At 36.4% G+C, this 14491-nt stretch carries 20 protein-coding genes; 3 read left to right on the top strand and 17 right to left on the bottom strand.

Features of this window, described 5'->3' with window-relative positions; genetic code table 11:
* Positions 1-2 precede the first annotated feature (2 nt).
* Entirely contained in the window at positions 3-545 is a 543-nt protein-coding gene (locus FNW07_RS11535) for a DUF1599 domain-containing protein (RefSeq protein WP_126744755.1), read from the bottom strand.
* Positions 546-634: 89 nt separating this feature from the next.
* On the opposite strand from FNW07_RS11535, the gene folP reads away from it, so the two are divergent.
* The gene (gene folP, locus FNW07_RS11530; RefSeq protein ID WP_126744756.1) at positions 635-1456 is read left to right on the top strand and encodes a dihydropteroate synthase; all 822 of its coding nucleotides are present in this window, start codon (positions 635-637) and stop codon (positions 1454-1456) included.
* An 87-nt stretch (positions 1457-1543) separates the two neighbouring features.
* On the opposite strand, the gene rlmH is transcribed toward folP, so the two are convergent.
* The 3 genes from rlmH to FNW07_RS11515 form a co-directional block, all read right to left on the bottom strand.
* Positions 1544-2017 carry a 23S rRNA (pseudouridine(1915)-N(3))-methyltransferase RlmH gene (gene rlmH / locus FNW07_RS11525; RefSeq protein ID WP_126744757.1) on the bottom strand — a complete coding sequence of 158 codons (474 nt, stop codon included), beginning with the start codon at positions 2015-2017 and terminating at the stop codon, positions 1544-1546.
* A gap of 75 nt (positions 2018-2092) precedes the next feature.
* Entirely contained in the window at positions 2093-2548 is a 456-nt protein-coding gene (locus FNW07_RS11520; RefSeq protein WP_126744758.1) for a GNAT family N-acetyltransferase, read from the bottom strand.
* A 210-nt stretch (positions 2549-2758) separates the two neighbouring features.
* A complete protein-coding gene (locus tag FNW07_RS11515; RefSeq protein WP_126744759.1) occupies positions 2759-3169 on the bottom strand; it encodes a hypothetical protein in 411 nt (136 codons plus the stop codon).
* Positions 3170-3583: 414 nt separating this feature from the next.
* On the opposite strand from FNW07_RS11515, the gene FNW07_RS11510 reads away from it, so the two are divergent.
* A complete protein-coding gene (locus tag FNW07_RS11510) occupies positions 3584-3955 on the top strand; it encodes a hypothetical protein (protein ID WP_126744760.1) in 372 nt (123 codons plus the stop codon).
* 133 nt (positions 3956-4088) lie between these two features.
* Here the strand turns inward: FNW07_RS11510 and FNW07_RS14030 are convergent, their stop codons facing one another.
* From FNW07_RS14030 to FNW07_RS11470, 9 genes are all read right to left on the bottom strand, one after another.
* The gene (locus FNW07_RS14030; protein WP_126744761.1) at positions 4089-4382 is read right to left on the bottom strand and encodes an SRPBCC family protein; all 294 of its coding nucleotides are present in this window, start codon (positions 4380-4382) and stop codon (positions 4089-4091) included.
* A 15-nt stretch (positions 4383-4397) separates the two neighbouring features.
* A complete protein-coding gene (locus tag FNW07_RS14025) occupies positions 4398-4562 on the bottom strand; it encodes a hypothetical protein (protein WP_370511510.1) in 165 nt (54 codons plus the stop codon).
* A 27-nt stretch (positions 4563-4589) separates the two neighbouring features.
* Positions 4590-5237, bottom strand: a complete 648-nt coding sequence (locus FNW07_RS11500) for a DUF5661 family protein (protein WP_126744762.1) — start codon at positions 5235-5237, stop codon at positions 4590-4592.
* A gap of 11 nt (positions 5238-5248) precedes the next feature.
* Positions 5249-5755, bottom strand: a complete 507-nt coding sequence (locus FNW07_RS11495; protein WP_126744763.1) for a MepB family protein — start codon at positions 5753-5755, stop codon at positions 5249-5251.
* A complete protein-coding gene (locus FNW07_RS11490) occupies positions 5755-7518 on the bottom strand; it encodes a DUF4153 domain-containing protein (RefSeq protein WP_126744764.1) in 1764 nt (587 codons plus the stop codon). The genes FNW07_RS11495 and FNW07_RS11490 overlap by 1 nt, the downstream gene beginning before the upstream one ends.
* Positions 7519-7522: 4 nt before the next feature.
* The gene (locus FNW07_RS11485) at positions 7523-8170 is read right to left on the bottom strand and encodes a GNAT family N-acetyltransferase (protein WP_126744765.1); all 648 of its coding nucleotides are present in this window, start codon (positions 8168-8170) and stop codon (positions 7523-7525) included.
* Positions 8171-8175: 5 nt separating this feature from the next.
* Positions 8176-8940, bottom strand: coding sequence for an oxygenase MpaB family protein (locus FNW07_RS11480; RefSeq protein ID WP_126744766.1), 765 nt, complete (start codon positions 8938-8940; stop codon positions 8176-8178).
* Positions 8941-8953: 13 nt separating this feature from the next.
* Complete coding sequence (locus FNW07_RS11475; RefSeq protein WP_126744767.1) at positions 8954-9364, bottom strand: hypothetical protein; 411 nt, start codon at positions 9362-9364, stop codon at positions 8954-8956.
* A 101-nt stretch (positions 9365-9465) separates the two neighbouring features.
* Entirely contained in the window at positions 9466-9765 is a 300-nt protein-coding gene (locus FNW07_RS11470) for a hypothetical protein (RefSeq protein WP_255512763.1), read from the bottom strand.
* Positions 9766-10050: 285 nt separating this feature from the next.
* Between FNW07_RS11470 and FNW07_RS11465 the strand changes: the two genes are divergently transcribed.
* Positions 10051-10545: a hypothetical protein gene (locus FNW07_RS11465; RefSeq protein ID WP_126744768.1), complete on the top strand. Its 495-nt coding sequence runs from the start codon at positions 10051-10053 to the stop codon at positions 10543-10545.
* A 646-nt stretch (positions 10546-11191) separates the two neighbouring features.
* On the opposite strand, the gene FNW07_RS11460 is transcribed toward FNW07_RS11465, so the two are convergent.
* The 4 genes from FNW07_RS11460 to FNW07_RS11445 all read right to left on the bottom strand — a co-directional run bounded on the left by FNW07_RS11460 (position 11192) and on the right by FNW07_RS11445 (position 14476).
* Positions 11192-11620: a hypothetical protein gene (locus FNW07_RS11460; protein ID WP_126744769.1), complete on the bottom strand. Its 429-nt coding sequence runs from the start codon at positions 11618-11620 to the stop codon at positions 11192-11194.
* Between the two features lie 226 nt (positions 11621-11846).
* A complete protein-coding gene (locus FNW07_RS11455) occupies positions 11847-12788 on the bottom strand; it encodes a hypothetical protein (RefSeq protein ID WP_126744770.1) in 942 nt (313 codons plus the stop codon).
* Positions 12789-13353: 565 nt separating this feature from the next.
* On the bottom strand, positions 13354-13884 hold the full coding sequence (locus tag FNW07_RS11450; RefSeq protein ID WP_126744771.1) for a GNAT family N-acetyltransferase: 531 nt from the start codon (positions 13882-13884) through the stop codon (positions 13354-13356).
* Positions 13885-13897: 13 nt separating this feature from the next.
* The gene (locus tag FNW07_RS11445; RefSeq protein WP_126744772.1) at positions 13898-14476 is read right to left on the bottom strand and encodes a hypothetical protein; all 579 of its coding nucleotides are present in this window, start codon (positions 14474-14476) and stop codon (positions 13898-13900) included.
* Positions 14477-14491: the final 15 nt, after the last annotated feature.

Genomic DNA, 14491 nt, shown 5'->3' with positions numbered 1-14491 from the left:
AATTACTTTTTAAAATCCATTAAAATCAACGCGAAAACGGCATAATTAATCATGTCCTGATAATTGGCATCAATACCCTCAGAGACCAATGTTTTACCTTTGTTATCTTCAATCTGTTTGACCCTTAATAATTTTTGAAGTATCAAATCGGTCAGTGAACTAACCCGCATATCACGCCAGGCTTCACCGTAATCGTGGTTTTTGGCTTCCATTAAATCCTTTGTGAGCTGGACTTTTGCGTCGTATAATTTCGTGGCTTTTTCGACATCCAAATCAGGTTGGTCTGCAATGCCTAATTCCAATTGGACTAATGCCATGATGGAATAGTTGATGATTCCGATAAATTCACCCGTTTCATCTTCATCAATTTTTCGAATTTCGTTTTCCTGTAAACTTCTGATTCTTTGGGCTTTTATAAAGATTTGGTCGGTTAATGACGGTAATCTTAAAATGCGCCAGGCACTTCCGTAATCTTTCATTTTGTTGATAAACAGTGTGCGGCAAATTGCAATCACGTTATCATATTCCACGAGAGTATTCTTCATTATTGGTGTATATTTGTATCAAATTTTTTCAAAAATAAGAATAATTTTTTTGAATGCAGGAATTTTAAAGTCTTTAAAACCACAAACGGATGACTATTAATTGCAAGGGACAGCTGATCGACTTATCTACTTCGAAAGTAATGGGGATTTTGAATATTACGCCCAATTCTTTTTTTGACGGAGGAAAGTATAAAAGCGAAAAAGAACTGCTTTCTCAAACTGAAAAAATGTTGTTTGAAGGTGCCACTTTCATTGATTTGGGTTCTTATTCCAGCAAACCCAATGCAGAATTTGTTTCGGAGGAAGAGGAAATATCCCGCATCGCTCCTGTGGTGGATCTGATTTTAAAACACTTCCCGGATGCCATACTTTCAATTGATACGTTCAGAAGTCAGGTCGCTAAAATTTGTATTGAAAAAGGAGCGGCGATTATCAATGATATTTCTGCCGGAAGCCTGGATGAAAAAATGCTGGAAACGGTCGCGGAATTGCAGGTTCCTTACATCATGATGCATATGCGCGGTACGCCTCAAACGATGCAAGCGCTGACGGAATATGAGAATATCATCAAAGAAATGCTATTTTATTTTTCTGAAAAAACAGCCAAAGCCAGAAGTTTTGGTATTAATGACCTGATTATTGATCCCGGTTTCGGATTTGCAAAAAAAATGGAACAGAATTACGAAATTTTGCAGCAATTTGAATTATTTCAAATGTTGGAATTACCATTGTTGGTCGGATTCTCCAGAAAGTCCATGATTTACAAACCATTGAATTCCAGTTCCGAAGAAGCTTTAAACGGGACTACAGTTTTAAATACCCTTGCTCTGACAAAAGGGGCCAATATTTTGAGGGTTCATGATGTTAAAGAAGCGATGGAAGCGGTCATTTTATATAGTAAATCTATTTAGAGGCTGTTGGGCTGCTAACTCCCACAACACATTGGCTGTCATTCCTGCGAAGATTGTGATGACGTAAATATTTTTCAGGAATTTATACTATCTGTGGTGGTAGGGCTCATTCTTCAAAATGGTAAACCCACGATACAATTGTTCGATGAAAAACAAACGGACCATCTGATGCGAAAAAGTCATTAACGATAGTGAAATTTTACCATGGGCTTTGGCATATACAGTTTCCGAAAATCCATAGGGACCACCAATTACAAAAACCAGCGTTTTTACACCCGAATTCATTTTCTTCTGGAGTTCTTCTGAAAGTCCGACACTAGAAAAGGTTTTACCATTTTCGTCCAATAAAATAAGTTGGTCAGTTGGGGCAAGTTTTGCTAAAATCAATTCGCCTTCTTTTTCTTTTTGCTGGCTTTCTGAGAGGTTTTTTACATTTTTGATATCCGGTATAATTTCCAGGTCGAATTTGATATAAAAAGACAATCGCTTTTGATAATCATCGATAAGTGTTTGTAAGGCTTTATTATCGGTTTTGCCGATGGCTACGAGCTTTATGTTCATTGTTGCTGGATTTCAGGTGTCCAAAGATACAAAATCAAAAGAGTCAAGATCCCAGAGAGGATTTAAAATGAAAATCTACTCATGAAAGGAATCTGCTTTCTGATCCATATAATATAAATCAAATCCAGGTGCCCAATAATCTTTTTCTACCGATTTAAGTTTAAATCCAAGTTTTTCATAAAATGGATAAACCAATTGGGTGGTTCTGACAACAATAGCTTTGATGTTTTTTAATTCCTTAATTTTCTGGATTCTGAATTTTGTCAAGGCGGTTCCAACTCCTTTTCCCTGACTTTCGGGATTTATAATGTCCCAGGAAATCCGTACGATTTCTGGATCGTCTGACCGATTGAAACCTCCGCAGCCCACAATAAAACCATTTTCTTCTACAACATAATAATTTTCCAGATGATTGTTCAGGTAATCCATCAGGTCTTGCTCTTCTGCAGGCGCAAAGTACTCGGGAGTATTTAGCTTCAAAAGTTCCATTATTCTACTTTTGTCGGAAGGTTTATATTCTCTAATGATCATTTTACTTTAATATTTTATTAAAAACCGCTTTAAGGTAGCTTTACTTAACCTATATTTGACAGCTTTTTTCCATTTGTCCGAAATACGGCAATCGGTGGCAGCAATTTAATCTTTATCCGAACAGGCTTATTCTGACCATTAGCATTATGGAAGCCAAACAACAAAAGTATAAACAGAAATTTCAAGGCATGGCGCGGTAAGCTTCATATGCTATTTTTTCAATGCTAATATTCCGCCCAGGTAAGCCATTGGAATATAAGCACCAACTAAATCCAAAATGGTATACCAAGTAGGAGAAGGGAGCATTAAAATATTGGCTATTCCACCAATCAGAAAAAGGACGCCAATAATCATCGCAAACCTCATTTTATGGGTAACAGCAAATTTAGCCGCTAAAAAAGCACCGGTAAAAGTTCCTAAGGCATGAGCTAAAAAAGGAAAAATAAAATGCTTGGGTTCAAACAAGTGAATTGACGCTTTCAATCCTTCCATCGTTGTGACATCTGCACCATTCGGTGGCGGAATAATATTACCGCTGATCATGATTATCCCCATATTTACCAAACTTCCGATAATGAAGCCTGCAAGGACTGCCAGAATATCTTTAACGATTGGACGCATACTTATTTATTTTAAGGGTTAAAGTTGGTTTTTATGAATGCAATATACAAAACTTTCCATTTTAACGCATTCGTTTAATTAGTTGTTAAACAAATAGCCAGATGTAATTGATGATGCAGAATTTTGGATTAAAACCAAAGTCTGTTGATATTCTTGAATATGATTACTTCTTCTTTCATTATTATATTACTGACTTAATTTTGCATAGTGTTGTAAAATTGCGTTAAATATAGCGAATGTTTATTAAGTAGGAAAATACGGTATAAAACAGAAGGGTTAGTGGGCATTTATTAGAGCTATCAGGCCAATTTTTAAAGGGCTTTACGTACTGTTTTATTATATGTTAAATAGGAAAATTAATCCATTATTTTTTCTTAATTTTAATGTAGAAAAACAAATTAAAAGTTAGAAATTATGTTAGATTCTGGAAAAATAAACAACATCTTTTCAGTAGTAATCGGTGCTTTTTTGCTTCTGGCAGGGATTTGGGGTATTTACAGTGATGTTATTTTTAATGTATTGACCACAAGTTTTACATTCGCTATTATACAAATAATGTTTGGTGTCATGGGTATTGTTCTGGGGTTAAAAAAACATGCAAAAGGTTATTGTATTTTACTTGGTTTATTGCTTATCGGGGTAGGAATACTTCGTTTTGTTCCCGCCGTCCATTATGTAATAGATGCATTTAATATCAATGAGCCCGCAGCATATTTGAATATGGCTCTTGGAATTATGGCGTTAATAGTAGCCTATACCGGAAAAGAAAGGGTTCATGCTAGTTAAAGCTGGTTGTATCGTAAATTTGAATGCTTGATAGCATTTTGGCATAGCCATCAAAGTAAGCCTGCTGTTCATTAATTTAAACTAAATTGTGAATGATTTTATTAAAGGCAAATGGCTATGTTTTTTTTTGTAATTATTCAATCACCGTTTTCCACTTTTCAGACTCCGCAAAATCTTTGATCGTGGCGTTTCTCTTCTCTAATAAATTTCTCATATATTTTTTTAAAAATAGTGCATCCGCAAGTTTTCCAAAAAATCCAAACGGAGATTGATAATCAAAGTAATCCGTCATTAAGGTTCCATTATTGAAATCTGCGAAATGATGTTCATGCCGAAAACTCTTAAATGCCCCTGAAACCATTTCATCTGCAAAATAATCCGGACTTTCAAAAGCGGTAATTTTTGAAGTTAATAATTGTGACATCATAAAATGTTTCGCCTTTCAGGTAACCGTTTCATTAAGTCCAATTAATCCAGATGTTGTTCCGGCTATGACTTCTTCATTGGTATGGTGGACAGAAATTTTATGAAGATCAATACTTCGGGAAAGGTCGAAGATAATTTTCTTGTCGGCCTTAATTTCTGTTTTGAGGATAATTCTGGGCATATGAATTTAATCGCGTTACTATTTTTTTCAATCACCAATTTCTTCCAGAGCCGGAATGTCATCCATCTTATCCAATCGCTCGGCGAGTTCTTTTTTAAATTCAATCAGTTTCGTTTCCGTTTTAATCAATGCCTTATGCCATTTTTCCTTTTGAGAACCGGATTTATCCATCTTGCGTAAAATTTCATAGATTTCACCTTCTGCCTCCATTATCTGAAGTCTTTTATAGTAGGATAGCGTTTCGGTCATGTGAGCCAAGACAATCATCGCAGTAAGAAACGGATGGTTATTGGTAACGTTCGCGGCCTTTAATTTTCCGTGTTCCAATTCCACTTTTAGCGCAAAAGCAAATTCGTTCATATTGAATTCTTCATGCTTGCTTTTAGGATTAAAATAAGCTTTGAGCGCTTCAACATTATTAATTGTGGAAAGATTTACCTCCGTTTCTTTTTTATCATTTAAGTCTTTAAAGATGACATTTCTGATGACTCTCGCTTCTTCAATGGTCGGATCGTTTTTTGGGTTTTCAAAATCTCTCTCAGACCAATCCCAATTTACTTTATGAACAGGTTTTATATATTTTTCACAAAATTCGGTTACGTCATTTCTCAAACTGATGAATTTACCGTCCCGCTTTATATAAACATCCTGATAGGTTCCGTCATTTTTTGCCATCGTATTTTTTCTTAAAGATATAATTTTTCAGCCAATTCCTTGTCGATGGTTTTTTCAGCCGGTATTTCTAAAAAATACTCGAGTTGCCATTTTTGGGTTTGTTGGGCCTGTTTGTTTTCGGTGTTACTCCAGGGCGGATAAACCCGGATTGCACGTTTTCCTTCCTTCACATCCGAAATTATTCCCTGTTGTATCAGAACTGATTTTGGAAATACAAATTGTCCGAAGCTATTTTCAGCTTTTGTCGTAATGATAACCAAATCAATTTCATCCGAAGCATCGAAGGGCCGAATTGGACCGCCTGCAATTCTTTTCCAAAGGGTCACAAATTGCCCCGCTTTTGTTGGTGTGGTTTTCGCATTGCGAAACACTATTTTCAAATGGTTCAGGTCAAATTGGTATGCTGCGTATTCTGCACTCTCTTTTTCTTTGATAATATTTTTCAGTTCAAAATCCAAATTATCAAAAACCTGTTCTTTAATCGGAATTAGAATATCCGGGATTGTAATTTGTGTCATTACTTTTCCCGTATTAAAAACAAGGCGTCATCTATTATATAACGATGCTTACCTTCAGGGGAAGTTGTTTTGACTATATCCTTAAAAAATAGCTTAATATGATATTTACCCAAATCGATTTCCAAAGAAATGTTATTGGCTTCAATCTCACCATTTAAAATTGTGTGTTTTTCAAAAAGTTTATCAATAAGAGGCAGGAGGTCAACTTTTTCATTAGAATTTAAAGACAATTCCAGAATTGGATTTTCTCCAAACGTTTCTCTAAGCCAAAAATAATCATTGTGGATTTTTGTCTGCCGATACATTAAATTTTTACTCACAGCATATTGATAATCATTGATAGTGTAATAAGATTGCTTTGAGTACAGACGTAACGTTTTTTCCACAAACTCATTTTGCCCTGATTCCACATTTTTAAAGAGGTCTGCTAAGTGCCCTATGTTATACTTGTCATTATTTTTTAGGCTTTTAGCTGCTTCAGCATTCAAAAAACCTTGTAAATAATCCTCTTCTACGCGTTTGTTTAGAAACTCAAATTTATTTGAAATGTCATAGGCAACAGCATAAGTAATTTTTTTATCAAAGTCGATTTTCCCGTTTTTCAATAAACTATTTTCGGTTAAAACCTTTTCAAATTCAAATTTCTGGCTGCGTTTGGCAACGGAAAAAGCATTGAAATATGGAAATACCAATGCAAACAATCCAAACAAAAACAGCGAAACCGGGATAAATTTGATGGTTGATTTTTTTATGAAAATGAAATAAAGGACCACAACCAAAAGCCATACCGCCAACAGTAAAACAAAATACCTTGCTTCGGTAAAGCCGTATTGCAGCAGCCTGGTAAAAATCGCAGTAAACAGCAATACTATCAGCGGGATTAAGGTGAAATAAAAAATCCGGCTGAACATTTTTACCCAGGATTTAGAGGATTGCTCTTTTAAAGGATGCACTAACAGCAAAGCCAGAATCCCTATAATGGAGTAGGCCAATATCAGGTACGAGACCCAGCCTTTTGGGAGTTCCCAATTCACTAAGATTTTTGCCGAATAAAGGTAAAGGATAATGGAATAAATAATCAGAAGTGGAATCAGGATAAACTGGGTAAAAAACTTTAAAACCTGTGGATAGTCGCCGTCCTTCTCCAGAAATTCAACCCCACTTTCGTCAAATAATAAAAAAATGAAGGTGCTTCCTATGATTGCCAACATACAAAAGGTTTCCCCATAATACCTTTCTTCGATATCCATTGCAAATAGCTGGTCGACTGATAGGATCGCCAACAGAACACCACCGGTAAGAACGCCCGTGAAAATCGCTGTCAGAACAAAATTGACAAACAGATTTTTATTGTATTGCCAAAAGTTTTTTTCCGGAGTATGGTTCAGAAAGGGAATAAAAGCCACCATTAAATGGGAAAGTACAAATGTAGGAATGATAACAAAGGCATATACTTCTGTAAATAGTTCTTTTTCATCGGGCAAAATAAAATAAAACCCGATAAGAAAAAGTATGCCCAAAGCCTGCCATAAAAGTTCTTTGCCAATTCGCTGGGAAAGCATTTTTACGGCAAACATCAGTGAAATCCCCAGAGCAGAAGTGATGATGATTTTAACTAAAGTGAAATTTCCCGCTGATTTATTTTCGGTTTCGACATTATAAACTATAGTCACAGCCATGATGGCAGCCATCACCAAAACCATCGGATACCGCAAAAGTACATCCTGGACTTTATGTAGAATATGTGACAATTTTTTATTCATGATTTTAATTTGATAATTTTTTTCTGTCTGATTTTGTAAACGAATACAGATTTAAATCAATGAATTTATCGAAAAGTAATTCTCCCTGTCGGATAACGCCTTCGTGGGTAAAGTTTAATTTCTCCGGAATCGTTTTACTTTTATGATTTTCGGTGCCACATTTTATCTCCATCCGGTTGAGTTCCAATTCTGAAAAACAAAAGTCTATTAATGCCTTACATGTTTTGGTTACGATACCTTTTCCCTGAAGGTTTTCCACCAGCCAATATCCAATTTCACCAATTTTGTTCTGGTTGTCAATCTTGTAAACACCTATACGTCCGACGACGGTTTCATGGTCAATGATTACAAAAGCATACTCCACTCCGTCTTTATTTCGTTGCATCGATCCTTTAACAAAGTTTTCTGCAAACAATACCGATTCCATTCTGTCAACAAAAGGCAACCATTCGCGTAAATGAGTTCTATTCTGGTCCACCATATTGAAAATGGCTTGGGAATGACTTTCGTTAATCAATTCAATTCTTAAATTTTCGTCAATTTTAATTTCCATCGCTATAGTTGGTTTTGTCAGTTTACGCTGTTTTTTCTGACGAACGAAGATATGAAAATTAAGTACATAATTTGGCTTACCAATCCTTATATATGGCATTTCATTTAATCGGCATGTACGTCCAGTTCGTTGATCTGATCCTTATAATCGGAGGGGAGGAGGATACTTTTGAGCAGCCAGTCCATCTTCATCAGCCTGCTGACTTTATACAGCGGAACCACCGGTGTAAGCAGGGAAAAATCATTGAAGTCCAATAACTCTTTTACTATGTTGGGAACCACTAATTTCTGGCCTTCGAGTAGCACCGTAAACCGCATGGCCCCGAGATGCTTTTTGTATTGCTTAAAAAGATCGGCAGTGTAGTCACTCTTTTGCAGGTTTTCCATTAAATGGGATTCTCTTACCGGAAGCCAGTCAATGTATGTAAGCGGCAATTCCTTTAATCCCATCCTTATGCCAACGCGGTAAAAGACATTGTACACTTCTTCCTTTTCTTCGTCGGTTAATTTTTTCTCGAGCAGTTCGTAGGCTGCAATCGAGTAGTAAATCAGCATAAACAACACATCCCGATACGCCCAGTCGGGTATTACCGCACCACGGTTTTGTTCGACGGCCGAATGGATTTGGCGCAGCGAATCAATGGCTTCATGCGCATCATCTTCAGACGCAAAAACAATCATTCGGGCATATCTTACGGTAGAAAACAACCGGCCCAAAGGATCGGAGGGCAGCTTACCCGTGAAGTACAGCCAATCCACCGCTTTGTTACAGGCAAATTCGGCCGAGGCACCCGCAAAAATAAAAAGTATGGTGTCGCTCTTGCCCCATATTTTTCGGACTATCGATTTTTTATCAGCAAAGAGTTGCATAAGGTTATTTGTTTTATTCGTGAATCATCACCTTATTTGCGGTGGTGTCGGCTGAAATTAAGATGACCAGGGTTTTGACATGCAAAGGGAACAGACCAATACGCTTTTCAGATATTTTATAGAAAAGGTACTGACTGTCGCTTCGTTCCGGCGACCCAAGCATCTCCAGGACTTCCTCTTTTTTCAACCGCTTCAGTTTTTTATTGATGATTAAATCGTTTAGCATATCGTTTCTGTGGGCATACCCCATATCATTCTTCGTATTCCATTTAGTTTTATCAAAAGCCATCTCGTGCTTCGGTTCATTATGTAGGCTTGCGGACAGTAATACAATCATGCCCACCCCCATAAATAGGGCTAATGGGATGATCCATTTCCAATTTTTTTTCCACCAAGTTCTCTCGGGAATTAACTCGTTATCCATTTTTTGTGATTTAATATTTATCTATCGATGTCCCCAAGATCACTATTTCCTATATGTGAACCAACTGATAAGGTCTGATGTGATGTCCTTTTGTCTGCTGATTATGATCCCGCGAATCGTGTCCCGAAGAGACCTACCGCCAATTCTATCCAAATTAGTGCGAGAGCTATTAAAATAACACCACAAAGGATCAGACGATTTTGCCGGGTTTTTACAGTCCTCATGACCGCTTCACACGCCAAACCAGTGCCGAGCAACAGGATACCTGCAGCTACAAAATCTTCTACGCCCCAGTTTACCTGATCTGAGAACAGCATTCCTAATAGTGGTATCATCAATAGAACGGCTACTGTAACCACAATGCCGAAGAGTCTTTTGTTATTTTCCATAATCGTATTCATGTTTTTTATTTTTTAGATGTTAGTAATAATTAATCTATTTTAAAGTACTTTGAATTACAAAGCTAAATAAAGTACTTTGAAATACAAAGCAATTTCCTGAAAATAATTTGAAGATTTCATTTTGGAGGAAGAGCATAAGACGGTAGAGGCAAATTTCCTATGGATTTCGCATTTTTTTATCAACGTTTGGTTGTTAATAATATGTAGGAAATTAAGTATAAAATATTTTCACTGTTAAAATTATTGTTATAAAATTGTAGGATATTAATTATAAAATTCGATGACATGCCATTTACCAATTTTGACAGCAGGTATTTCAATGCTGCAGAAAAAACGACCGTAAGCAATGCAGTGAGTGCATTAGAAGTAGCCCTAAACCCGAAACTCGCTAATCTTTCAGCCGAAGAGCGCCAGCAGTATGGGAGCGTTAATGAACAGAACAAGCTTATTATCAACAAAGTAAAAGACTTCAGGGACAGTCAGCCGACGTTGAGCAGTCCGGATGTAGACTGGAATGAGTTCATGAACGATTATGATACGCGATCTTTTCTTCAGGCCAATATCCAACGTTTACAGAGTTTATTGGATGGTTTGAACAATGCCAAAATACTTCATGACTGGGATAATTACCGCGCTGCCCTAAGTGATTATGATTATGCCAAGTACAAAGCGGGTACACAAGCGGTGGGTTTTGAAACCAAAGCGGGTGAAATTGCACAATTCTTTTCAGGTGGAACCAACACTACCAATCAAACCCTGAAAGCGGAATCAAACCTTTAAAAGCCAAGAGGTACGACAACTATTAAAGCCTGGAAGAAAGTTTCTTCCAGGCTTTTTTATTCCCTGCCGGGATGTAATCGGGACGGATGGCTGTCGAAGATACGATGGAACGGGACCATTCCCTTCTGTACTCAACGGATGTTTTTTAGAAGGTGGTGAACCACGTGGTATGATGTGGTTCACCACGTCCGGAACTCCGCTAACCACGTGTGTGGGGGTGGTTCTCCACGTCAGGAAAGAGGTTCGCCACGTGGTATGACGTGGTGAGCCACGTTGGATAACGCCATTTACCACGTTAGGAGACGTGGTTCACCACGTCCAGAACTCCGCTTACCACGTGGATGGGGGTGGTAAATGGGGTTCCGAACGCCATTCACTACGTGGTATGACGTGGTGAGCCACGTTGGATGACGTCATTTACCACGTTAGGGGACGTGGTTCACCACGTCGGGAACGTGGATAACCACGTGGATAGGGGTGGTAACCGGGCTTGGGAACGTGGTTGACCACGTTAGGTATCTCCGCTTACCACGTTGGGGACGTGGTTCACCACGTTAGGAACATCATTTACCATTATATTAGTGACAATGATTCAATTGAACTATAGTAGTCAAGGAAAAGCCCCACTGTTGTGGGGCTTTTACATTTAATCTGTTTCTTTTATTTTAACCGTACCGTTTTTTCTTTTTTTAATCTTTACGGTTTTTTGTGGTTCACCTTTGAATCCCTTGTTATATTTCACTTTCATTTTGTCGTAGTCACCATATGGTTCTGCTTCGTCATCCAGCACTACTTTGTACCCGCTGTACAGATCATAATCTTTATACGTGTCAGGCAACTCGGTTGTTTTTGCCCAAGTTCCGTCTTTCATGTAGACAAAATTTTTGTTTTTAACGTCGTAATAGGTTTCTATGTCCGGAATGTAATAATAACGGGCATCATTACTTCCCGCAACTCCCCATTCAGGAAGTGTTGTGGTCGTAGTCGTGGTTGTTTTTTTAGTTTCCACCTGAGCCTGAGCGCCAAAAGCTAGAGACAGTACAATAGCTGAAAGCAATACTTTTAGATTTTTCATAGTGTGATGTTTATATTGTTAGCTAATAAAAGTAACGATATAAATATTTAAAAACCAGAGTGTTAAGAATGTTTTTGGAGTTTTTGTGGGATAAATTGGGGTGTTTGGAAGGTGGGGATGATCAATTAGTGTATTACTCACCCAATTTATAAATGTAATTTTTGAAAGCCAAAGTTGTTAAATTTTTTGTCCCTTTTCAATTTCTTTATTTAATATATTCAATACTTCAACTACTAATTTGGTTCCTTTGTGAGCAATTCCATATACATCCTAAAAAAAGATTTAGTCTTTTTTTTAACAACCGTTTCGTATAATCTAATGCAAGCATTTCCATTTTTGAAATATCAACTTGTTTTTCAAAGCTGTAAAAAGCATCAAAAAATTCTAATGAAATTTCATCAATTTTAGAATTATCTAATTTTCCATAATAAAAGCGGTTTGGATATACTGCAATTTTAAATTTCACAAAATCTTCAGATAGATTATTTAAAGGTGCTATAAACCAATCCATAAATATCTTCTGTGCATCTTCATCGATTTCTGAAAAGTCATCTAAGAATATGTATAAATGGTCAATATTCAGTATATTCTTGATTTCTTTAAGTTTTGAAATTAGACTTTTTTTAATGTCTAAATAACTGACAAGTGTCTTTTCAAATTCAGTTTTTATCGAAGAATTTATCGAATCTTGACTTTTTACTGATAATTTAGGGTCTTTTGAAATATCCAATTTTAAACTGTCAGATGATGACTTATCATTTTGACTAGTTTGCTTAAATGTTTGAATTAAAGAGCCATCAATGTGTTTTATAACATCGTTAATTGTTGATTCGATTTCATCCAGTTGTTCATTGATTTGTTCGATCTGATCTAAATCAAATCCTAACAATTTTTTTAAAATGGATACTTTAACAAAATCATCAAGTCTGTTTTTGGTTTCTATAACTATTTCTTTAATTAAATTACTATAGATTAAATATTTATATAATTCAGAACTTAATGATTTAACTTCTTCCGGTATTTCAGGGGTAGAATTGTCGTATAATGATTTTACATCTATATAAATTGAAATACATTTTCTATTTGAAATTAAATCTTTTTGTGATTTTTGGAATATAGTTGATTTACCTGTACCTTTTCTACCAACTAAAATTGTTGTTCTCGGCAAATTTAGTTTAGTTATTACTCCATTACTTGGGAGTAAATCGGTATATATGTCGTCAATATTTTTATCCTCTATGAAATCTTCAATTCTGTTTTTCTTACAAGTTTTAAAGATTCTGCAAATTCTAAAAATTTAGTATTATCGCTCATTCGTTTTTTTATTTTTTAAATAATTGTTAACTAGCCATTCGAGATTAATTTATTTCTAATTCGTAAAAGTACCTTAAATAAGTAAGAAAACTATCCTTTATTTAAGGATATTGCTGTACCTATATTTGGGGATGTTTGAAGCGGAATACATAATTGTTTTTACTTTTTTTTAGTATAAACGTTGTGTCATCTAAGTCTTTCATCTGAAAAGTCAAGGAGAGGCGTTCATCTGTAAACTTAAAACTGATCTTAAAGGGTGATTCGCTTTCCATCACATCTTTACTAATTTATCCTGGCATTGAAACCCATCAATTTTGCCGAAAGTAAGTGACCGCATTCATGTGAAACGGTTCCAATAATGGTCATGCCAATAAAAGCAAGGCTTAAGTAAAGGAATAGTTTCTTATCAAAATGCAAGTTCATTTTTTGGGATGTATTGAATTGGTGATATAAGATTTTGTCTGTAATTCGTATTCGATTTCGTCATACGACAGGTCCGAAATCTTTATAAAGTGAAGGCGCTCCAAAAGTTTAATGGCGTTGGTGTTTTGCTTCGTTGTTACGGCCCGAATCTGTTTTAGTCCCATGTTGTTTAGTCCGAAGTCAATCGCTAATTGCATGGCAGCGGTCATATAACCCTTTCCCCTGAATTGCGGCAATAAAACGCAGCCCAGTTCTCCGGTTTCCTTGTCAAATCCCCGATAATACCCGCAGGTCCCAATAATGAAATTGGTGGTGTTCTCTGCAATGCCCCAATGGATTGCGTTGCCGTTATCATAATCCCGGTTGATTTTTGATTGCATTTCTGTTGCCTGCAGCACTGTTTTGGCCTGGACCGAATCATAAAAGGAAATCTCAATAATATCGGGAATGTCCGACGTCAGAATTGGTCGCAACGAGATGTTTTCACCGGAAATAATTGGGAAAATGGCGTAGGGTGGGAGATTCATCTGGTCTGTAGGGTTACCAATATTTATATTGCAATTCAGTTAACTCTCCCGAAAACCTGCCCTGTATGGAAGTACCTTCGTTTTGTAGAAACGTATAGTTCAGATTATACCGGGTTCCGGTTTTGGTAATTGTAAGGCTGCCGCTAATTATTTTATGTGCTGAAGCATTGTCGGAATAGGATTCGTAATTGTAATCTTCTAAAACATTATTAGTTACTGTAACTCCACTTAAAAAAAACACCATATTTAAATATCCGGCACCCTGACTGTTATCCAAAGTATAAGTGCCTTCTTCAATAGTAGTTAACGATTTAGAGTTTACAATTAGTTTGATTAAGTTAGAAGTATTATTGGAGTAATTGTTATGTTCAATGAAATTAATATCAAAAGAGTCGGAGTTTATAGTTCCGTCCGAAAGAATAATTATATGTTCATATCCTGCCCCGTAGGCTTGGGGTTGATGAGCAGAATAGCCATGATTGGTTGATTTTAAAGAACCGTCAAGGTAAAACCCATTTCCATCTGATGCATCATCTGAAGAGCAAGAAAATAGGAGCAGGGTGGTTAGCAAAAGTAAGCTGAAGTTTTTCATTTTTTATTTTAGTGT

The sequence above is a fragment of the Flavobacterium sp. GT3R68 genome (assembly GCF_007109225.1).
GTDB lineage: Bacteria > Bacteroidota > Bacteroidia > Flavobacteriales > Flavobacteriaceae > Flavobacterium.
Note: the sequence above shows the minus strand (reverse complement) of the source record. Positions and strands in the feature narration are given on the sequence as shown.